The sequence below is a fragment of the Neorhizobium sp. P1_A6 genome, from assembly GCF_056406795.1.
In genome coordinates, this window is the sequence record NZ_JBFTZM010000002.1 from 131,774 (window position 1) to 151,653 (window position 19,880).

A 19,880-nucleotide genomic window follows, 5' to 3' on the forward strand; every position below is an offset into this window, starting at 1 on the left:
ATGCAAACCTTTAAAACCACCTCGCTCGCCGGACACACTGCGATCCCGACGCTCCTCGCCAGCGCGTCTTTCAGGGCTGCAACGAACTCTCTCTCACAGACGCATGAGCGTTTCATCAGCGAGCTCGTGACGCTCACCGAAATTCCGGCGCCTCCCTTCAAGGAAGAGGTCCGCGGGCAGGCATACCGGGGCATGCTGGAAGCGGCCGGTCTGGAGGACGTCGCGATCGATTCCATCGGCAATGTCACGGGACTTCGCCGGGGCAAGGCTTTCGGAGGGCGCATGATCGCGGTTTCGGCTCATCTCGATACCGTGTTTCCCGAGGGGACGGATGTTACCGTCCGGCGCGAAGGCTTTCGTCTGTCCGCCCCGGGCGTCGGCGACAACACCCGTGGCCTCGCCACTATCCTGGCCTATCTCCGCGCACTCGATGCTGCCGGAATAGAGACTCGGGACGACATTCTCGTCTTGGCGAGTGTTGGCGAGGAAGGCGAGGGCGATCTGCGTGGCATGCGGCACTTCTTTGCCAACAGCAGCTATCGCAACCGCATTGCGGCTCTCATATGCCTCGACGGCCCGACGCCCGCCAATACCGTCGTTTCCGCAGGAACGGGATCGAAGCGCTACCGGGTGACGTTCCGAGGGCCAGGTGGCCATAGCTTTGCTGACCATGGCATCGTCAATCCGATGATTGCGGCCGCCCGCGCGGTTGTCGAACTGGGGCGTCTTTCCCTGCCGGATGATCCGAAGACGACGTGCAGTTCCACCGTGATCAAAGGCGGCAGTTCCGTCAATGCAATCCCCTCGGAAGTTTCGCTGATGGTGGATCTGCGTTCCAATTCGGCGTCGCAGCTGGCGGATCTTGATACCCGCTTTCGCGATATCGTGCTGCAGTCGTGTCACGTCGAGAACGACAGCCGCTCGATCGACAAGGGCGCAATTGCAGTCGAGATCGTCTTGATTGGTGATCGGCCTGCCGGCGTCACCGCCGAGGGTGAGTTGACACAGTCCGCGGCCGCCGCCATCGCAGCGATTGGGCAGACGCCGGTGTTCAGCTCGTTTTCGACGGATGCCAATGTCGCCATGAGCCTCGGCGTTCCAGCCGTTACCTTTTCGTGGGGAGGGAAGGGTGGCGACGCCCATACGCTGAACGAGTGGACGGACGTGGATCCGGCGACGACCCTTCCGGAAATGTCTGTGGGACTGGCCGTGATGCTCGCCTGCGCAGGCGCCGATATTCTGAAGTGATCAGGGAATAACCGATATGCGGGACGACAAGGCTGAAGCGACATGGCGCAATGACGTTCTCGACGCCGACCATATTTCACGCTGCGCCGACGCCAAGGCTCAGGCCTTCATCGATCTCAGCGATCGCGTCTGGGGTACGCCGGAGCTGCGTTTCGAGGAATTCCGCTCGGTCGAGGAGCATATTGCCGCCATGGAAGCTGAAGGCTTCCGCGTCACCCGCGGCATTGCGGGAATGAAGACCGCCTTCGTGGCCGAGGCTGGTCAAGGTGAGGTCGCGATCGGGTTCCTTGGAGAGTTCGATGCTCTGGCCGGGCTTTCCCAGGAAGCCGGCATCACGGAGCAGCGGGCTGCCGAGCCGGGCGCCAATGGCCACGGATGCCATCACAATCTCCTGGGGGCGGCTTCCCTTCTTGCGGCGGTCGCCCTGCGTGACGCCTTGGCCGAAAGCGGTGTGAAGGCACGGGTCCGGTATTATGGCTGCCCTGCCGAAGAGGGGGGATCGGGCAAGACATACATGGTGCGCGCAGGCGCATTTGATGATCTTGATGCCGCCGTCTGCTGGCACCCTTGCGTCTACAACGCCGTCATGTCCTCTTCAACTCTTGCCAATATCCAGGCCTATTTCCGCTTCAGCGGTCGTGCGGCGCATGCTGCGATGAGCCCGCAGGTCGGTCGCAGCGCTCTCGACGCGGTCGAGCTGATGAATGTCGGCATCAACTATATGCGCGAGCACATGCCCTCGGATGCCCGTGTGCATTATGCGATTACCCAGACCGGCGGCATTTCTCCCAATGTCGTCCAGGCTTCCGCAGAAGGTCTCTACCTGGTCCGTGCGCCAAGGCTAAGCGATGTCCGCAACCTTTTCGAGCGGGTGCGCAAGATCGCCGAGGGTGCTGCGCTCATGACCGAGACGAAGGTCGAGATGGTGTTCGACCGCGCCACTTCAAATATCCTCCCCAACCGTACCCTGGAGGAGGCGATGCATGAGCAGTTTACGAGGCTGGGTGCCCCCGATTTCGATAATACAGACTTCGATTTTGCTGACAGGTTACGCGCCGCCGCATTGACGGATGACGACGTCCGAGCGAGCGCTGAAGCCTTCGGCGGGCCGACCGACTATCCGAAATCCCTGCATGATGGTATTCTGCCGCTGCCGGCACAGCCCGGCCTGCTCTTTGGTTCGACGGATGTGGGTGATGTGAGCTGGGTCGTCCCCACCGCGCAGTGCCTGACGGCGACCGCGGCGATCGGCACGCCGTTCCATGCCTGGCAGACCGTGACGCAAGGCAAGCTGCCAGCTGCCCATAAGGCCATGGTCACGGCCGCCAAGGTGATGGCGGCAACCGGTGCAAGGGCGATTGCCGATCCGGAATTGCTGTCGCGCGCCAAGAAAGAATTGCACGGACGGCGCGGTGGCCGGGCGTATCAGAGCCCGCTCCCGGAAGGCAGCGAGCCGCCAACCGGAGCCGGGAGATAGCCAGTTCGAACAAAGACGGGGCTCACCCGGGGGCTCGGCAGCTGGTCGATCTCAAGCCTTGCCGAGCGCAAGGCCATTCAGGCCGCCGACCGGCCGCGGCGACGAGTTCGCGCACGTTCACCGGGACTCCGGATCCCCACGAACGGCTGAGTGTCCGCGCTTCGGCGGCAGACAAGAAGATGCGTTCGACCTCGTCATCCCTTCGCTGCCCGGCTATGGAACGTACCGTGCGTGGGGCTGTAGTTGATGTCGGGTTTTCCTTGCCAAGCTGCGAGGCTGGGAGCACGTCAATCTTGTAGTGGCCTTTTGGTGCGCTTGGGCGAAGCGGGAGGTGTCAGCCGCAGCCTAAAATGTTGAAAGCAACGCTATGACTGTTGCCAGCGTGACGATGCTGAAAAGGTGCTTGCTATGACCATCGATCCGGTTGCCGCGTAGTCAAGGCGATAATGCACGCTAAAGAGAATGCCGAAAAAAAACTACGGCACAGCGGAGATCAGGATGGTAATCTTCGCCGTCTCGGGGGAGATCGACAACGCAAACATGACTGCCGCAGCCAAGATGGGTCGACCAATATCGGCAAGCCCCGTCGCGGCGGCCACCTTCCAAGGGTGATGTCAGGTTAACTGCAGCTGAAAGATATAGCGGCTATCTGGCTGTCATGAACCAGAACCCTGTCAGCTACTAACGGCATCGTTTTCCACCTGCTGTGATCGCCCATGTGGGTCTGGCTCTACTTCCGATTTCCGTTAAGCCTGCGCCTGGTGGAGGAAATGCTATTGGAGCGCGGCGTCATCGTTTCCTATGAGACAGTCCGTTGTTGGGCGAAGAAATTCGGCTCGAACTATGCCGGTCGCTTGCGTCGGAAGCCGCCAAGCCCGAGCGACATCTGGCATCTGGACGAGGTGGTTGTGACGATCGGTGGCCGGAAACACTGGCTCTGGCGCCTGGTTGATCAGGACGGCTACGTTCTCGACGAGATCGTCCAGACCCGCCGCACGCTCACATCGCCGATCTTCGAGATGCGGCTGCTATAGTCGGTCTCACCCGATTGATACTTCTTCGGCGTCAATCCGAAATGCGGCCCCACCGCTCGGGATGATCGGAAACGCTCGGGAGCGTCGACGGCCGACACGAATGTCAGTGCTACCAGGACACCAACGCCGGGTGTCATCATCAGCCGCCGTGCGTTATCGTCTTGACGGGCGATGGCACGCAGCTTGCGCTCAACCCTGCAAATTCGTCCGCGAGCGCATCGCGCACCTTCAACAGCGACGCGGCAATCGCCTCCAGTGTCGGATGACCTTCAACAAGCTCGCGGATCCGTGCCGCATAGGTGCGCCGCGTCGCCGGCCCGGCTTGAGGCCAAAGCCGCGAAGAATGCCCCGGATGCTCATCTCGATGTCGTGGAGCTTGCCCCGGATGAGCATGCGGGCGGTCAGCAGGGCACGCACCTCCTGGGCCGGAACAGATTTGCAGTGGACCGATCTGAACCAACCAAGCCGCATCAACTGCGCGATGCCCCGTGCATCCTTCTTGTCGGTCTTCACAGGCATCGTCTTGAAGGCCGCACGCACGTGTCGTGTCTCGATCAGTTCGACCGCCAGACCCCTTCGCCATCCCGGCATGGAGCCATTGCGACAAGGGACCGGCCTCCAGACCGATTCGTTCCATTGCCACGCCGTGATTGGCAAACCAGGCGATCAGCGCATCGGGCTCGCTCAGCACCTTTGCTTCACGCACGGTGCGTCACGCACGATGCGGCCATCCGCATCCACCACGCACACACTTGAATATTCCAACGGGACATCGATTCCGGCATGCTGTTTCATGGTCGCCTCTCCGTGATGTTATGCAGCAGGCCAATCCTGACTCCGCGACGCCATCATTGTGAGGGACCACCAAACCTTCAAACCCGGCTGGCTGGGCACCGCCCGTTACACCATCTATGGTTCCGGCGCGGTCGTCTTGTCATGGTATCTCCTGTTTCCGGCATCTAAGCCAAAGTCAGGCAGAAATTCCATTTATCCCCGCTGTGCAGATTTTCCCGAGCCAGTTTTGTTCGATTCTTTTCAAGCCGAAACTCTATTTTTCAGACGGCCTCATACGTTGAGATAACGCTCGGCCAGGCGTGCCCACATCGCAGCGCCAGTGGTCAGGCTGCCATCGTTGAAGTCGTATTTTGATGAATGCAGGATCTGCGAATTTTTGCCGTTGCCAAGCCGCAGGAAGCTGCCGGGACGATGGTGAAGGAAATAGGCAAAGTCTTCGCTGCCGGGCAGAGGCGGGCAGGTCGAGACATGGTCGGTGCCAACCAGTTCCTCGGCGACCTCGCGTGCGAAGGCCGTCTCCTCCTCGGAATTTACTACAACGGGATAACCGTATTCGTATTCGATCTCGGCGGTGGCGCCGTGCCCTTCGGCAACGCTTGCCGTCAATTTGCGAATGCGCTCCTCGAGGAAAACGCGGATCGCCGGATCGAAACAGCGCACGCTCATCGAAATCCTGGCATTATTAGGGATGACGTTCGATGCCTCTCCGGCATGAATGGTGCTTACCGTGACGACCGCCGTCTGGGTCGGATCGACATTGCGCGAGACGATCGATTGCAACGTCATCACGAGATTGCAGGCGACAAGGACCGGATCGACGGTCAGGTGCGGACGCGAGGCATGTCCGCCCTTGCCGGTGACGGTGATCTTGACGGTGTCGCCGGCGGCCATCATCGGGCCGGCTCGGGTGAGCAGCGTGCCGGCCGGCATGCCGGGATGGTTGTGCAGGCCAAAAATAGCGTCGATCGGAAAGCGTTCGAACAGGCCGTCAGCGATCATCCGCTGCGCACCGCTGAATTGGCCTGCTTCCTCAGCAGGCTGGAAGATCAGCGTCACTGTGCCGTTGAAGCGCTTGGTGCGCGCCAAATATTCAGCGGCCCCGAGCAGAACCGTGGTGTGGCCGTCGTGGCCACACGCATGCATCTTGCCGGGCACGGTGCTGGCATAGGCGACGCCAGTCTCTTCTTCGATCGGCAACGCATCCATGTCGGCGCGGATACCGATGCTCCGGGTGCCTTCGCCATTCTTGAGCGTCGCCACAACCCCATGACCGCCGACATTGCGAGTTACCGTGTAACCCCAGCTTTCGAGTTTTTCGGCTACGTATCGGGCAGTTTCGGCCTCTTCGAAAGAGAGTTCCGGATGAGCATGGAGATGCTGGCGGGTCGCCTTCAGCTCGGCTTCCATAGAGTCGAAATCGGCGATGCGGGCGTAGAGATTGTCTTGGCTAGGCATGGAATATCCAGACTTTCAGATTTTGAACAAAAGACCCCGGCCTTTCGGCCGGGGTTAGTCGGGGAGGATTTACAGGAAGCGCGACAGAAAAGCCTGTGTGCGCGTATGCTGCGGGTTGCCGATCACGTCTTCCGGTTTTCCCTGTTCGACGACCACCCCCCCGTCCATGAACACCACCCGGTCGGCCGCTTCACGCGCAAAGCTGATCTCGTGGGTGACGACGATCATGGTAAGACCCTGCTTTGCCAGGTCCCGCATCGTCGCCAGCACTTCGCCGACCAGTTCCGGATCGAGCGCCGAGGTTGGCTCATCGAACAGCATCAGCTTTGGCTTGATCGCCAGCGCGCGGGCAATTGCGACGCGTTGTTGCTGGCCGCCGGAAAGCTGCCGCGGGTAGGCATGTGCCTTCTCCGACAGACCGACCCGCTCCAAAAGGCGCTTGGCGTTCTCGATGGCATCCTTGCGGCTCTGACCGTGAACGCCGACCGGCGCCTCGATAATGTTCTGCAAGACCGTCATGTGCGGGTAGAGATTGAACTGCTGGAACACCATGCCGATCTTTCGACGCTGTCTGGCAATGCCGTTGGGCGACAGCCTTTCCAGCCGGTCGTTCTTGACGCGGTAACCGATCTGCTCGCCATCCACCTCGATATACCCCTTCTGGATATCTTCGAGGTGATTGATACAGCGCAGGAAGGTGGATTTGCCCGAGCCGGACGGCCCCAGAACGGCCACGACTTCCCCCGGCATAATGTCGAGGTCGATGCCCTTCAACACTTCGAGCCGGTCGAAGGACTTGTGGACATTACGAGCCTGGACGAGGGGCCTGGTGGTATCGACGATGGTCAATGGCTTGCCTCCTCTGTGACAGCTGCTGGCTTGGGCGTGGCGCCATTGCGGCGGTCGCTGCGACCATAATAGGCTTCGATATAGCCCTGACCGATATTCAGCACCGAGGTGATGAGCAGGTACCAGAGGACCGCGACCAGCAGCATCGGGATGATCTCGAAGGTGCGGTTATAGATCGATTGCACCGAGTAAAGCAGATCGGCCATGGCGATGACGCTGACGATCGACGTCGCCTTGATCATGCTGATCAGCTGATTGCCGGTCGGGGGCACAATCGAACGCATCGCCTGCGGAATAATGATCCGCCGCAGGGCTCGCGCCTTGGTCATGCCGAAGGCTTCCGCCGTTTCGGTCTGACCGCGGTCAACCGACAGAAGGCCGCCGCGGATGACTTCTGCCATATAAGCAGCCTCGTTGAGTGCGAGGCCGACAATCGCCGCCGTCATCGGGGTAATCACCGAGTTGGTGTCCCAACTGATGAGTGTCGGACCGAAGGGAATGGAAATCGAAATCGCCGGAAACAACGTCGACATGTTGTACCAGAAAATCAGCTGGACAAGGAGCGGCGTGCCGCGGAAGAACCAGATGAACAGCGACGCGAACGAGCTTGCCAGCTTGTCGGACGACATACGCGCGATCGCGATCACCAAGCCGAGCGCGACGCCGAGGATCATGGCGATCACGGTGAGGCCAAGACTGACGTAAAGACCGTTCAAAACCGTCGGATCGAAGAAATACTGGGCAACAACCGGCCAGCCGAAGTTTTCATTAGCGGCAACGATCCAGCCGAAGTCGATGACGACCAGCGCAATCACGATCCGGAGGGCAAGAGGGCCCGCCCGGAAAGGCGTGTGAGCCGTCGCCACATCGCGGAAGTCCGCGGCGCCCGAAGGCGCTGCGTTGTTGTTGTTGGTGGTGCTCATTTGGGAAGTTGCCCACCAAGGTTGAGGCCAGGCTGCTTGATCATGTTGTTTTCGAGGCCCCATTTCTTCATGATCGCGGCATAGGTGCCATTGTCCATGAGCACCTTGATGGCATCGACGAACAGCGGGCCGAGCGGTGAGCCCTTCGGCACGACGGCGCCCTGGAAGATGTCTTCAAAGCCGTTTTTCTGGCCGACGCCGGTCAGTTCCAGCTGGCCGTTCGCCTGGGAGACGAAATAGGTCAGCGGCGCCTGTGAGGAGAAGAAGGCATCTGCGCGCTTGGAACGGACGGCCAGGATCGATGCCGGCTGGTCGGTATAGGACTGGACCTCCACCGGTTCCTTGCCGTCAGCCTTGCACTTGTCCGACTGTGCCTTGATCACCCGTTCGGCGGATCCGCCGGCCATGACCGAGATGCGCTGGCCGCAGGACGTGTCCAGCGAGCCAATGCCCTTGGGATTGCCCTTGAGAGTGGCGAAGACGACGAATTCCTGAACCCAATCGACGAAGTCGCTTGCTGCTTCGCGATCCTTGTAGTCGCCGATCGGCCCGAAGGCGAACTGGTAACGACCCGCGTTAACGCCGGCCAGCAGGGCCGGCAGACCACCGACAGTCGCATGCTCGATCTTGACGCCGAGAACCTGTCCGAGCGCATCGGTCAGGTCGGCACTAGCGCCTGTCATATCGGTGCCGGTGACGATTTCGTAGGGAGGGAACGAACCGTTGTTGACGGAGATCATCTTGCCGGCGGACTTGATGTCTTCCGGCAGGCGATCGTGGAGCGCCTTGTTGACGTCCAGCTTGATGGATGCGTCCTGCGCCCTGGCGACGCCCGCAAGTGCTACGCTGACGAGAGCGAGAGCGATGAGTTTCTTATGCGACATGTTCATTCCCCTTTTTTACAAAGCGACGTTTCTTGAGAGATTAAGGTTACGACTGCCGGTCAGATCCGGCTGCCATCCGTATCGAATGCGAAAAGCTCTTCCGGCGTCATGTGGCGCTTCATGATGCCCTGCGCGTGCAATTCACCGGCAAAATCGTCGATCATCTTGCGGTTGGCGGCAAATCCGCTGGCATCCCAGCCTTTGGGCAGTTCGCGCGAGGTTTTCAGGACCTCGTCGAACATCCATGGCGTGGTTTCGGCATATTTGCGACGCTTGATGGTCCACATGCGCTGCGACTCGTCGATCAGTCTGCTGACTTCGGCAATTACCCACGGGTTCTCGGCAACGATGTCAGCCTTGATGCCGATCAGGTGCATGCCCGGAACGTATCCCACATCGTCGAAATACCGGCGCTCTTCTGCGCGGAAATCGGCCAGCACCTGACGGAACGGTGAGCCAGGCTCGAAATAGCCATCGGGCATGAAGGGCGTAAAGATCGCATCCAGCCCACCTTCGCGCAAAAGGTCTACCATCGGGCGTTCGCCGGGGCAGGCTTCAATCAGGCCGGGCTGGCCAAAGCCGTCGAGGCGATCGGTGACTGGGTGGGCCCCTGTCAGGCGGCCAGCATACCACGTCGCATCCTTGACCTCGACGCCTTGGCGGCGGATAGCCGCACGCGTCCACGTGTTGCCGCTGTCGCGCCATCCGGTGACGCCGATGCGTTTGCCGGCCAGCTGGCCGAGCGTTGTTAGATCGCTGTCGCGAGTGGTCATGATGCAGCGATGGCGGAAGCCGCGCATGATGAAGTTGGGAATGCCAACGACGCTGTCATCGCCGTCGTGGCGAAGCTGGGTATAGCGGCTGAACGAAATCTCGGCAGCCTCGTGGTCGGGGCTCTTGCCGAGATGGGACACAAGCGTTCCGATCCGGTCCACCCGTAAGTCGAGCTTGTCGGAAGCGACATCGCCGAGGATCAGCGGGGTCATGTAGTCCCAGTCACGCAGTGCAATTCGAAGGCCCAGTGTCATTCTACATACTCATGTCAGAAAGTGCTTATGAAGGGAGATTAAAATGTTCACATCGTAATGATCAAATGTTATTACGTTATTGAACATTTAATTTGGTGAGCAAATGAGCGACACCTACGATTCGATCTGGTTTGCCGAAAAATTAAGCGATCGAACAATTCGCGGAATCGCGTTGGAAACCAGTGCCTTGATCAGGGCAGGGGCGCTTCCCGTAGGCGCCAAGCTGCCTCCGATCCGTGATCTCGCTTTTTCGCTCGGTGTCAGCCCGGCGACGATTTCGGAAGCCTGGAGCGAACTCAGACGGCAAAAGATCATTTCAGGAAGGGGCCGAAACGGCACCTGGGTCAGTGGTGACCGCTTCATCGCAAAGCCAGAGCGCCTTGCGAGTTCCGGCCACTACGGTGCAGATGTGCTCGACCTGACGATGGCCGTTCCCGACCCAAGGCTGCTGCCGCCTTTGGAGAAGGCGCTGGCATACGGGTCTTCCGCAGAGAACCTCAACAGCTATGAGCGCAGCCGTATTCTGCCGGAACTGGAGGCCGAAGTACGCAAGACATGGCCCTATGACCCGGAAGCGATGCTTGCGACCAACGGCGGTTATAATGCTGTGTATACCGCCATTCATGCGCTGGTGACGCCCGGCGCGCCTGTCGCCATCGAAGAACCGACGGCGATGCGGCTCCTCGATATTCTTGAGCATCAGGGTGCACGTATACTACCTGTGAAATGTGACGAGTACGGCCCGCTGCCCTCATCGCTCCAGGATGCGATGCGCTACAAACCGGTCGTTTTCCTGTTTCAGCCGCGGCTGCATTCAGTGACTGGCCGGACAGTGACGCCGCAACGTCTGGGCGAACTGACTGAAGTACTACGTGACAGCGACACCCTCATAATTGAGGATGATGGCATGTCCGATATTTCGGGGGTTGAGCGTCATTCGCTTGGCACCCAGTTTCCCGATAGGGTCATTCACATTACCTCGTTTTCCAAGACGCTCGGCCCCGATCTCCGTTTGGCCGTATTGTCAGGCACAGCGGCAATCGTTGAACAGATCCAGTCTTATCGTAGTTTTAGTGCCGCCTGGACCAGCCGCGTTCTTCAAGCCGCCGGTGCATGGTTGTTGCGCCAACCGGAAACTTGGGAAGGCATCGCATCTGCCCGGGCTATCTATAAAAAACGACGCGATATGCTTGCTAGCGCTCTGCGCGTGCGCGGCCTAACCATCGAAGATGGAGACGGGTTATCTTTGTGGGTGCCGGTGGTCTCTGAGCCCTTTGCAATGGTTACGCTCGCTGCCCGGAATATTGCGGTCAACTCGGGAAGCAAATTCTGCATTGCTCACAGCAATAACATTCGGGTGGCAACGTCGATGTTGGATGAGCGCTCCGAGGATGTAGCTGACGCGATTGCACTCGCCCACATTATGTAGCTGCACACGCTGCGCGTTGACAGCTCTGGTGCATGCGGTGTCACAATGTTCCATTGCCGCCCCGAACGCGGTGTTTGTTGATGACGTAGGTACGCGCGGTCGTCACAACGTTCCAATGCGCCTTTGCGCGGATATCGTGGCTTTTGGCACCTAAAAGGTCTTCCACAATTCATATGGTTCGCTGGCCGGTAGCAGTAACGCAGCTTTCTAAGGTCGCTCCGGGTTGTATCTGGTGGCCGTCAGCCGCTCAGACACAGCACAGGACTTGGAGTCGCGATACCCTGCGTCGCGCAGCGCGGCCCTTATGGGCCCATCTCCATAGCGGACATTCTTTCCTTTTGGATAAATCGCCCAGACCGGAAGGTCCGGACATTTTGCCTGCGCCGCCTGAGCCGCCGCCAGATCATCGGGCCCGTCGATGCGAGCGACTATCATCGCGGCCTTAGTGACATCGTCCGTCAACACGCCTTCCAGGGCGTCAGCGAGCGCCCCATCGTCGCAAGGGCCGATCAGAAATGCCCTTGCGTCCCTTTTCAGCCCCAGTTTAGCGCGCAGGCTCGGCGGCGGAGTGGCAATCGCGTTCCTCCATTTCTCTGCCTCGATGGCGCCCATATGCAGGGAAACAGATTCGCCATTGCATGTGAAGCAAAGCGCCGACCCATCCACGTGGACATTCACAAGCCGGTCGCGCGGGAACCGTCGGCGGATGTCGCCACGCAAGATCAGTTCTGTGCTTTCGAGCAGAGCGAGGACATCACCTGCCTCGCCGCCTATCTCCACACGTGTGATTGCCTCGCGCCCCATGTCATCTCCTTCTATTGTGCGGCAGCCTTGGAATACGGTCACCGGAGACAAATCCGACGATGTGGCCAGATCGCCAGCAACTTCGAAAAGACCGATAACGCGGGAAGTTCGCTATTGGTATCTGGCTGACCCAGATGCAAAGCCGTGCTCCATCGTTCCGCAATTTTGGTCGAGGAAACCGACAATGTCATTCCCCCAAACGTCCACGCCGCGATAGGGAAACGCGTGGCCATCGCGTGAGGAATTTCCGAATGCGGGATAAATCTTGATCTCCGCCGGACGCCCAACCGCCCTCCGATGAAACCAACATCGTCGATTCCGCGCGAAGTCATTTGCGTTCCATGTGCTTATCCGGTCGTTTTTCGGTCGTCTTTTGCGGGAGGTTCTGCGTTCCTGAGCGCCATCATGAGATAGTCCTGCAATATCGATTGAAGTCCCGCGGTTTTGGTTCGGACCCGGACCATCGCGGCGCGCATGGCCACCTCATCGACCGGATGCTGCCTGGCAAGAGCCTCCTGGGCGTCACGCGCCGTCCTCAGTTCAGCCAATGCCGTGCGCACGGTCGACCTATTCTCTCGCAAAACCTCGCGGAATGCACGCTGGACCTCGGGAGAATAGCGCGCTGCGAGAGCCATAGAAAGAACATTGGGGCCGGATTGCCATCGATGCGCGAGATAGCCGATCGTAAAGAAGTTGCCGGCAAGCGACATGGCGAGCAGCACGAAAACAGCGGTTCGTAACATGCCGGAACGTGTCATAGGCTGCTCTCCGGACGATCGAATTCATCGCCAAACAGGAATGTCGTCGGCGCGCCGGCCGCAACCGCGAACAAGGACGCTTCGACGGAACGTCCCTCTACCCCGGCGAACTGGTATCCACCCATCAGCGCCGCTCCTGTCAGTATGAGCGCAGCAGTGGCCGCCAGGCGGGGCGATGCAAAAGCCGACCACAGCCATTTCGATCTCGGGTTCCGGTGCCCGCCGAGCCCGTCGAGCACCTTCCGGGCCAGAAGGTTGTCATCGACTTTATCGATGGCAGCTTCGCGGACCAGACTGTCGACCGGGTTCTCATCCAGGCGGTTCTCCGCCAACCGGCGGTATGGCGCCGGCCAGGTCGATACGTCGTCGCCGAAACGGCGTTTGAGTTTCTTGAATTCCTCGTCAGTCATTGTCATAGCCTTACTCCGCTGCCTGCCTTTGCCATATGCTCCCGCAACGCGCGTCGCGCGCGGACCAGAAGCTGTTCGACCGAGCCGCCGGTCGTTCCCATCACCTGTGCGATTTCCGCAACGTCGAGATCGGCGACCGCGCGAAGGAGCAGCGCCATGCGCTGGTGCCGCGGCAAGTCGAGTATGCCCTTGCGGGCCAGGCTCAGCTCCGACCGTCCGGAGACTCTCACCTCGGCGTCGGGCTCGTCTAAGCTCGGGTCGGCGGGCATCGCATCCAGTCCGACGAAGCGCAGCAGCGCGTTTCGTCGTCCAACATCGATACAGCGGTTCGCGGCGATCCTGTACAGCCATGTCGTGACCTGTGCCCTGTCCGGATCGAAATGGGCCGCCTTGCGCCATACGGTCCAGAATACTTCCTGGACGACATCCTCGGCATCCTCACGCGAGCTGCCCAGGTAACGCCGGGCAAAGGCCGTCAGGCCCTTGCCGTGGCGCTCGACGAGTTGTGCAAGCGCGTGCTGACGCCCCGCCGCGATCGCCAGCATGAGCGATCGATCGATATCGGCGGCGGCTTTGTCGCCTGTTCGCTTAGCGCCCTCCAAGTTTGATTAGCGTACGGTACGGCGTAGCGTCAGAAGCCGACTACCCTCCGGGCCGGTGATGCTGCTTGCCGTACGGACACGCCAGGGTCCGACCGCGGTCGCCCGCTTGCCCGTCACGGTGGTTCCTTTCGGTCCGGTTGCCGAGTAGCTCCGGGCGCAGCGGTCGACGATGCCTGAAGCACATTGGCCGCTCGATGTGTATGTCGCGCCATTGGCGCCCGTGCGGGTTGTAGTTCCCGAATATCGGCCGTCCTCACCGCTGACGGTGCGGGTGATTTGCCCGCCGTGGGCCGTCGAGCGTGTCCATTCCTCGGCATTGCCAGGACCAGCGATCGCCAGCAGTGGGGCTGTGACAATCAGCATGATTGCAAGTCGTGATACATATTTCATCTTGAATCGTCCTTGGTTTCATCAGGGTAGCCGAGCGAAGCATATCGTTGCTATACGCCCAGCTATGCTGCTCATACGAACGAAGCGGCACGCTCCTACGCTGAGCACTGATTGATGGCTCGCTCCGTGGCTTTTCTTCGTCACCGCGTAGGAGGGCAGCTTGCCATACGTATAAATCGGAAAGGTCATTGTCGGCGGAGCCGGGTATGCGAAATTTAACATGGGCTATGATTGTTTTTTCTGTTGGAGCCCTTTTCGGCTTTGCTGGTCCTGAAGCGCAATCTCAGGAACTGGGTAGGGGAGAACGCCGGGCACTGGTGCAGGCCTGCCGCGCAGACGTTGCGAGAGTGTGCCCTGGGGCCAGGCCCGGCGGAGGCGCCATCGCCCAATGCCTTCGCCAAAACGTGACGCAATTATCTGACGGCTGCCGGTCGGCCATCGCCGTAGCAGCGCAGGATTCAGGGCAGCCTGCGGGTGCGCAAGCCGCGCTTCCTGCGCAAACCAGGGTCTACCGTGATATCGCCTATGGAAGTCATTCGAAGCAGCGGATGGACATCTACGTGCCGGACGGTGCCGCAAACGCTCCCGTCATATTCATGGTGCACGGCGGAGCATGGGCCATCGGTTCCAAATCGGCTTCCCGCGTTGTCGACAACAAAGTCGCCTACTGGCTTCCGAAAGGCTTCATCTTCGTCTCGGTCGACAACCGCCTGCTGCCGGAAGCTGATCCGCTCGTGCAGGCTCAGGATGTGGTCAAGGCTCTTGCCACGGCCCAGGAAAAGGTGCGGAGCCTCGGCGGCGATCCCCGCCGCTTCGTTCTGATGGGGCATTCGGCCGGCGCGCATCTGGTGATGTTGCTTTCCGCCGATCCCAATATGGCAACGCGTGTCGGTGCGCAACTATGGCGCGGTACGGTCGCGTTAGACAGCGCGGCCTACGACGTGACGGGAATCATGAAGGGTTCGCATCCGCGGCTGTACGACAGGGCATTCGGCAACGATCCGGCTTTCTGGCTGCGCGCATCCCCGAGCGCCCAACTCCGGCCCGCAGCGCGACCGATGCTGCTTGTATGTTCGTCAACACGTCGCACATCCTGTGCTCAGGCAGAAGGCTTTGAAGCCAGGGCCGGAACGGTCGGAGTTCGCACCGGAGTTTTGCCGGTGGCCAAAAGCCATTCCGCGATTAACGAGGATCTCGGCAAACCAGGGAGCTACACCCAGACAGTCGATCGGTTCATCCAGGGGTTGGTCCAATAGGCAGTCACCGTCGTCGCGGAGGGCCCGCAAGGTCGCGAGCGCCGCTGGGTCGTCGAACGGACGTTTGCGTGGCTGGGCCGATGCCGCAGGCTGGCCAAGGATTTCGAGAAATCCATCGCTTCAGCAGAAGCCTGAATAACCATCGCTCACATCCGCATGCTTATCAGACGAGCCCGACGAATATGCGCTTGCAAGTGGCCAACCACTTGCTGACCCTCCCGTCCAACGTCCCGAGGGAATCCATGAGGGAGAATTCCTGTCAGGAGGATCCGGAAACGACGCCCTCACGGGGGAGCGGGCGCCGACACCTTCATCTTCAGCATCGATAGTGACCAGGACACGATTACCGATTTCGGTACCGGGAATGCTTGCACAGCTCGCCGGCGACAGCGACGAGTATGCAGGCGACCGACAGGATAGGGCCAAGCCAACGGAACGACATTCTCTCTAGATCAAAGAGGAACCGATCAAATCGACTACGCCGCATTGCCGACCTCGTTTCTCGGATCCAGGCGAGACGTGCTGAGCCGCGCGCCCGCGTCGATGTCTTTTAAGATGATGATACTCGCTCGGTTGCCGGAATTCTCGTCCGTCTGATTTCCCCGGTCTCATCGGAGTGCCTCCGAGGGAGCATGTTCAGCGGCGATTTACCTGATGCGGCTCGGACGACGAGCATTGGCGAGCAGTTCCTGCTTGGTTGCACGAGACCCGAACAGGATTCTCAGGTCCCGGATCGCACTGGCGTCGAGGGCGTAGCGCATTCCAAATTCATCGATATCGATAAACACCCCTGCTGGTAGGCTCGCAACTGCGAGGACCTGATCTCCAGATCGGTACCGGTGTCGCGCAGGTCGGTGAAAGCGAACCGTTTGGATTTGCAGGTGATGAGCGTCAATACGCACAGTAATGCCTCCGCCCGGCCCAAATCGATGTCCAGTGTCATACGCTTGAGGTTGCATTCTCATGATCCCGGAAACTCACCCCGGCGATACCGGCCACACTCTCGGCCACCACCCGTATCGCACGCTTTTGCGCAGCAGACGGAACAGGAGCGAGAATTTCGACAATCGAATCTTTGACGTCCATTTTAAGCCGACCAGCTTCAAGGCCAAGTCCTGCTCGCAGTCGGGTCGCAACAGCCAGGCGCAGCGCATCATCCCCTTTCGCCACGACATCGCGGTCCGTTTTTATCGCTCGCAGGATATCGCGCCGGCTGATGATCCCGACGAGCTTGCCCGATTGAATCACCGGCAAACGTTTGATGTTGTGGCTTCGCGCGAGAACAGCGGCGTCGGCAAGCGGTTGTTCTGGCGATATGCAAATGAGCTCTCTTGTCATGCAATCGCCTACGGTCGTTCCATGTGTCCGAACATAATTTTCAAAGAAGGCACCGTCAGAACCTTCCGGGAGAGGCTCCGAGCCGACATTAAACGCACTCCGGCTCAATAGGTCGCCTTCGGTGAGCATGCCGACAACACGATCGTCATCGCCGACCACCGGAAGCCCGCTGACGTGGTGGTCGAGCATCAACTGAATGGCGTGGTTGATACTCGTGTCCGGCGACACGCGGATCGGTGTCAGCGTCATGAAATCCTGCACAAGCATTATGCTTTCCCTTTTTCGGAACTTGACCCAGTCTCGCAGGGTGGGCCGCCGATGCCTTGATTCAACTCAACCTAAATGATCCTCAGGATGGGAATTCTGAAACACCCGGCGAGCGGCGGCTTTGGGCTGTTGTTTATCTGTAGAGCGGGGGCATGTGAGAGCTCACCACGGTGGAGCGGAGAATTGGGCAACTATCGCTTCGCGATTGAGACTTGCAGCTTTATTCAGTCGATCTGGTTGCCGACCAGATCAACACGCTCACGGCCATCGTCAACGGTCAGGAGCAGGGCCGGATCGACGAGTTACTTCCATGGATTAGCTCGGCATCCGGCAGCCAGGCCCTCACATTAAATGCCAGGCCCGCGAAGCTCACTATTTCATCGGAAGTCCAACTCGAAGATGTGTCCGGAATTCGACCGTGATTTAGAGAATGTCGCCTGATGTATTTCTACTATGCGTTCGACAATCTTCAGTCCGATACCAAGGCTATCACTAGACCCCGATACCGTTTCGTTACGCAGCAGGATTTCGGGGGACTGATCTTCGACCGCAATGATGCCGTTGCCCACACGGACGATGACTGCTGTGCGATCAACTGTGTGCCTGACTGCGTTCTCGATCAAATTCCGAAGCGCGTCTCTTAGAAGCGAAGGCGCGCCCCTGAGCATGCTGCTTTCCACTTGGCTGAAGAACTCTAGCGAATGATTGTTTTCGTAGACCCAAGGGGCGAGCTGCGCTACCACGGACGACGATAGCTCCACGAGGTCGATCTCCTCGAACATGCCGTGATCGACGCTTTCAAGCCGAGCGAGCGCGGTGATCTGAGCGACGAAGTTCACCAGGTCCTCAAGGTCGGCTTCGGCCCTCCTCGCGCGGGGATGATCGATCTGGGCGAGTTCCAGCTTCAACGCTGCAAGTGGTGTTCGGATTTCGTGGGCGATCCCGGATGTCAGGACCTTCTGCGACCTCATCAAAGCGCCGACGCGCTCGAAGGCGCGATTGACGGCGGCCGCAAGATGGGCGACCTCCCGCGGCATTTGATCGAAGTCCAAATGCGAGCGCGAATCCATTGGATCAACCTGGTCAGCAGCGTCGGCGGCAGCTCGGACTGGCCGCAGTGCCTGGCGGACGGATAGCAAGGTTCCACCAAGTACGAGAACCAGGAGGATGCTCATGGGTACGATCAGGTGTCCGATTATCTCATTCCAGAGGACGTCGGACATGACGTCAGAGGGATCACCGATCGTCGCAATATCGACGAGGAAACGCTGGGTGCCAATAGCGAATGCTTGACCGCCGACGAGCGACAAAGGCTTTCCCGGTGCCAAAGACCTCAACCAGAAGTCTGGCGGGTTCACATCCTTAGGAAGGAAGCGATCCTCACAGGCAGCGTCGCATGATTGGAACACCAGCGTACCGTTCGCCGCACGAATGCGGGCAACGTAACCTGTGTCATCTTTTCGGTAACGCTGCTGTACAGTGTCGGGAAGGCGGTAATGCACGCTAGCACCTTCCACTGCGATCCCGGCCGCCAATCGTTCTGTTTCCTGCTCAACGAACAATCGCGACAGCTCACCAACATCCCAGTAGTAATCCGAAAAGACGAGGGCGAGTTGCAGGAGCATGGCGAAGATCGCGAAGAAAGTGATTCGGCGAGCGAGAATCGCTCCGAGCGTCGGTTGCGACTGGCTCAATCATGCACCTCGCGCATCATATAGCCCACACCTCTGATCGTCTCGATTGACGAGTGGGTATTGTGGCTCTCGAGTTTCTTCCGAAGACGGGATATCGCCAACTCAACGGCATTACTGCTTCTCTCGTCGCCAAACTCGGAGAACGCATGCTCGATCTTTGCTTTGGGGACAACCTTTCCACCGTTGCGCATCAGCAGTTCGAGCAAGCCCTTTTCTGACGGGGCGAGAGCGACTTCATTGCCCGCGCAGATCACCTGACGCGACGCTACATCGAGTTTCAGCGCGGCGTATTCCAGCACGGGCATAGAGGTGACGGGTGATCGCCGGATAAGTGCGCGTATCCGGGCCGTCAGTTCGCCATTGTGGAACGGCTTGGCCAGATAGTCGTCAGCGCCCGCATCAAGTCCGGCTATCCGCTCGTCGATCGCAGCTCTTGCAGTCAGAACGAGCACTGGCGTCTGACTGCCAGCCTCCCGGAGCGATTTGAGGACGTCGATGCCATCCTCCTCAGGAAGACCAAGGTCTAGGAGAAGCAGGTCGTACTCCCCCTCTCGAAGGGCTATACGTCCATCCTGTGCAGTCGCGAACGCGTCTATCTTCCAGCCCTCATTCCGGATGGCCTCGCAAACAAGCCCACGAAGCCGGGCGCTGTCCTCGATGAGCAGAATTCTCATGCCTTCTTTCGACCTGTAATCATCGACCAGACGAGATTCTCTCGATATCTCCAGCTTTCCACGATAGCAGCGCCAGCATGGATGAAGACGAGGATCATAATGCTGTTGGCAATCGTTCCGTGCAATCGCTCAAGCCATTTTTCGCCCCAAAAGGCATCCAATGTCGTCATCCATCCGGTCACGGCCGTTGCCGCAAGAAGAGCGATGAGCAAGAATATCATGATCGAAGCGAGCGGATTGTGTCCAAGGTATCGCTTTTCCTGGCTCTCGATGATGCCGCCAATTTGCTCCTTCAGCCTCCGCGGCGTCGGGAAGAAATCGTCGAATCGCGCATGCTTTGTACCAACGAAGCCCCAAAAAAGTCGAATTATGATCGCCCCTGCGACCACGTATCCCGTGACGCGATGCCAGTATTTCCCTTCCTCCAGGATAAAGAAGTTGAGCGCGCAAGCTGCGACAATGGTCCAATGAAAAATTCGGACGATGGGGTCCCAGACTTTGACGCTCCTTGGCGCGGCGTCGGAGGGCGATAAGCCCTCCTTCCTCGGTGAGATCGCCGTCATCG

The 19,880-nt window shown here is 59.4% G+C and carries 18 protein-coding genes and 5 pseudogenes; 8 read left to right on the forward strand and 15 right to left on the reverse strand.

The annotated features are described in order from the left end of the window. The 3 genes and pseudogenes from AC1D3C_RS04705 to AC1D3C_RS04715 all read left to right on the forward strand — a co-directional run. The gene (locus tag AC1D3C_RS04705; protein WP_040125270.1) at positions 1-1,248 is read left to right on the forward strand and encodes a M20/M25/M40 family metallo-hydrolase; all 1,248 of its coding nucleotides are present in this window, start codon (positions 1-3) and stop codon (positions 1,246-1,248) included. Positions 1,249-1,264: 16 nt separating this feature from the next. Further along, on the forward strand, positions 1,265-2,725 hold the full coding sequence (locus tag AC1D3C_RS04710) for a M20 family metallopeptidase (RefSeq protein ID WP_051900579.1): 1,461 nt from the start codon (positions 1,265-1,267) through the stop codon (positions 2,723-2,725). Positions 2,726-3,431: 706 nt separating this feature from the next. Next, positions 3,432-3,720: pseudogene (locus AC1D3C_RS04715) on the forward strand (IS6 family transposase); the annotation flags it as partial. On the opposite strand, the pseudogene AC1D3C_RS04720 reads toward AC1D3C_RS04715, so the two are convergent. The 6 genes and pseudogenes from AC1D3C_RS04720 to AC1D3C_RS04745 form a co-directional block, all read right to left on the reverse strand. Continuing rightward, positions 3,717-4,554 (reverse strand): annotated as a pseudogene (locus tag AC1D3C_RS04720) (IS110 family RNA-guided transposase); the annotation flags it as partial. The pseudogenes AC1D3C_RS04715 and AC1D3C_RS04720 sit on opposite strands and share 4 nt — an antisense overlap. 270 nt (positions 4,555-4,824) lie before the next feature. After that, the gene (locus AC1D3C_RS04725) at positions 4,825-6,009 is read right to left on the reverse strand and encodes a M20 aminoacylase family protein (RefSeq protein WP_040125267.1); all 1,185 of its coding nucleotides are present in this window, start codon (positions 6,007-6,009) and stop codon (positions 4,825-4,827) included. A gap of 69 nt (positions 6,010-6,078) precedes the next feature. Next, positions 6,079-6,858: an amino acid ABC transporter ATP-binding protein gene (locus tag AC1D3C_RS04730; protein WP_477482098.1), complete on the reverse strand. Its 780-nt coding sequence runs from the start codon at positions 6,856-6,858 to the stop codon at positions 6,079-6,081. Continuing rightward, the gene (locus tag AC1D3C_RS04735) at positions 6,855-7,781 is read right to left on the reverse strand and encodes an amino acid ABC transporter permease (protein ID WP_040125263.1); all 927 of its coding nucleotides are present in this window, start codon (positions 7,779-7,781) and stop codon (positions 6,855-6,857) included. Before AC1D3C_RS04735 ends, AC1D3C_RS04730 begins: the two co-directional genes overlap by 4 nt. Then, on the reverse strand, positions 7,778-8,665 hold the full coding sequence (locus AC1D3C_RS04740; RefSeq protein WP_046606595.1) for an ABC transporter substrate-binding protein: 888 nt from the start codon (positions 8,663-8,665) through the stop codon (positions 7,778-7,780). Before AC1D3C_RS04740 ends, AC1D3C_RS04735 begins: the two co-directional genes overlap by 4 nt. Before the next feature lie 59 nt (positions 8,666-8,724). Then, positions 8,725-9,693, reverse strand: coding sequence for a substrate-binding domain-containing protein (locus tag AC1D3C_RS04745; protein ID WP_477482099.1), 969 nt, complete (start codon positions 9,691-9,693; stop codon positions 8,725-8,727). Between the two features lie 103 nt (positions 9,694-9,796). Here AC1D3C_RS04745 and AC1D3C_RS04750 point away from each other — a divergent pair, with 103 nt between their 5' ends. Next, positions 9,797-11,122 carry an aminotransferase-like domain-containing protein gene (locus AC1D3C_RS04750; protein WP_040125260.1) on the forward strand — a complete coding sequence of 442 codons (1,326 nt, stop codon included), beginning with the start codon at positions 9,797-9,799 and terminating at the stop codon, positions 11,120-11,122. A gap of 207 nt (positions 11,123-11,329) precedes the next feature. Here AC1D3C_RS04750 and AC1D3C_RS04755 read toward each other — a convergent pair whose 3' ends face one another. The 5 genes from AC1D3C_RS04755 to AC1D3C_RS04775 all read right to left on the reverse strand — a co-directional run bounded on the left by AC1D3C_RS04755 (position 11,330) and on the right by AC1D3C_RS04775 (position 14,086). After that, positions 11,330-11,926, reverse strand: a complete 597-nt coding sequence (locus tag AC1D3C_RS04755; protein ID WP_477482100.1) for a hypothetical protein — start codon at positions 11,924-11,926, stop codon at positions 11,330-11,332. Between the two features lie 347 nt (positions 11,927-12,273). After that, complete coding sequence (locus AC1D3C_RS04760) at positions 12,274-12,648, reverse strand: periplasmic heavy metal sensor (RefSeq protein ID WP_477482101.1); 375 nt, start codon at positions 12,646-12,648, stop codon at positions 12,274-12,276. Between the two features lie 32 nt (positions 12,649-12,680). Further along, positions 12,681-13,100 carry a hypothetical protein gene (locus AC1D3C_RS04765; RefSeq protein ID WP_477482102.1) on the reverse strand — a complete coding sequence of 140 codons (420 nt, stop codon included), beginning with the start codon at positions 13,098-13,100 and terminating at the stop codon, positions 12,681-12,683. Then, a complete protein-coding gene (locus AC1D3C_RS04770) occupies positions 13,097-13,639 on the reverse strand; it encodes an RNA polymerase sigma factor (RefSeq protein WP_477482103.1) in 543 nt (180 codons plus the stop codon). Before AC1D3C_RS04770 ends, AC1D3C_RS04765 begins: the two co-directional genes overlap by 4 nt. Before the next feature lie 63 nt (positions 13,640-13,702). Then, the gene (locus AC1D3C_RS04775) at positions 13,703-14,086 is read right to left on the reverse strand and encodes a hypothetical protein (RefSeq protein ID WP_477482104.1); all 384 of its coding nucleotides are present in this window, start codon (positions 14,084-14,086) and stop codon (positions 13,703-13,705) included. A gap of 227 nt (positions 14,087-14,313) precedes the next feature. Between AC1D3C_RS04775 and AC1D3C_RS04780 the strand changes: the two are divergent. The 3 genes and pseudogenes from AC1D3C_RS04780 to AC1D3C_RS04790 all read left to right on the forward strand — a co-directional run. Next, positions 14,314-14,490, forward strand: a pseudogene (locus tag AC1D3C_RS04780) (cysteine rich repeat-containing protein); the annotation flags it as partial. A gap of 144 nt (positions 14,491-14,634) precedes the next feature. Further along, the gene (locus AC1D3C_RS04785; RefSeq protein ID WP_157885327.1) at positions 14,635-15,342 is read left to right on the forward strand and encodes an alpha/beta hydrolase; all 708 of its coding nucleotides are present in this window, start codon (positions 14,635-14,637) and stop codon (positions 15,340-15,342) included. A gap of 39 nt (positions 15,343-15,381) precedes the next feature. Next, a pseudogene (locus AC1D3C_RS04790) lies at positions 15,382-15,477 on the forward strand (transposase); the annotation flags it as partial. 804 nt (positions 15,478-16,281) lie between these two features. On the opposite strand, the gene AC1D3C_RS04795 reads toward AC1D3C_RS04790, so the two are convergent. Continuing rightward, positions 16,282-16,947 (reverse strand): CBS domain-containing protein, encoded by a 666-nt coding sequence (locus tag AC1D3C_RS04795; protein ID WP_040125247.1) that lies wholly within the window; start codon positions 16,945-16,947, stop codon positions 16,282-16,284. A 163-nt stretch (positions 16,948-17,110) separates the two neighbouring features. On the opposite strand from AC1D3C_RS04795, the pseudogene AC1D3C_RS04800 reads away from it, so the two are divergent. After that, positions 17,111-17,261 (forward strand): annotated as a pseudogene (locus AC1D3C_RS04800) (IS66 family transposase); the annotation flags it as partial. A gap of 63 nt (positions 17,262-17,324) precedes the next feature. Here the strand turns inward: AC1D3C_RS04800 and AC1D3C_RS04805 are convergent. Genes AC1D3C_RS04805 through AC1D3C_RS04815 form a run of 3 tightly spaced genes read right to left on the reverse strand, consistent with a single transcriptional unit; the run spans position 17,325 to position 19,878 of the window. After that, complete coding sequence (locus tag AC1D3C_RS04805) at positions 17,325-18,641, reverse strand: sensor histidine kinase (protein WP_040125245.1); 1,317 nt, start codon at positions 18,639-18,641, stop codon at positions 17,325-17,327. Further along, positions 18,638-19,315, reverse strand: a complete 678-nt coding sequence (locus AC1D3C_RS04810; RefSeq protein ID WP_040125243.1) for a response regulator — start codon at positions 19,313-19,315, stop codon at positions 18,638-18,640. Before AC1D3C_RS04810 ends, AC1D3C_RS04805 begins: the two co-directional genes overlap by 4 nt. After that, positions 19,312-19,878 (reverse strand): cytochrome b/b6 domain-containing protein, encoded by a 567-nt coding sequence (locus AC1D3C_RS04815; protein ID WP_040125241.1) that lies wholly within the window; start codon positions 19,876-19,878, stop codon positions 19,312-19,314. The genes AC1D3C_RS04810 and AC1D3C_RS04815 overlap by 4 nt, the downstream gene beginning before the upstream one ends. Positions 19,879-19,880: the final 2 nt, after the last annotated feature.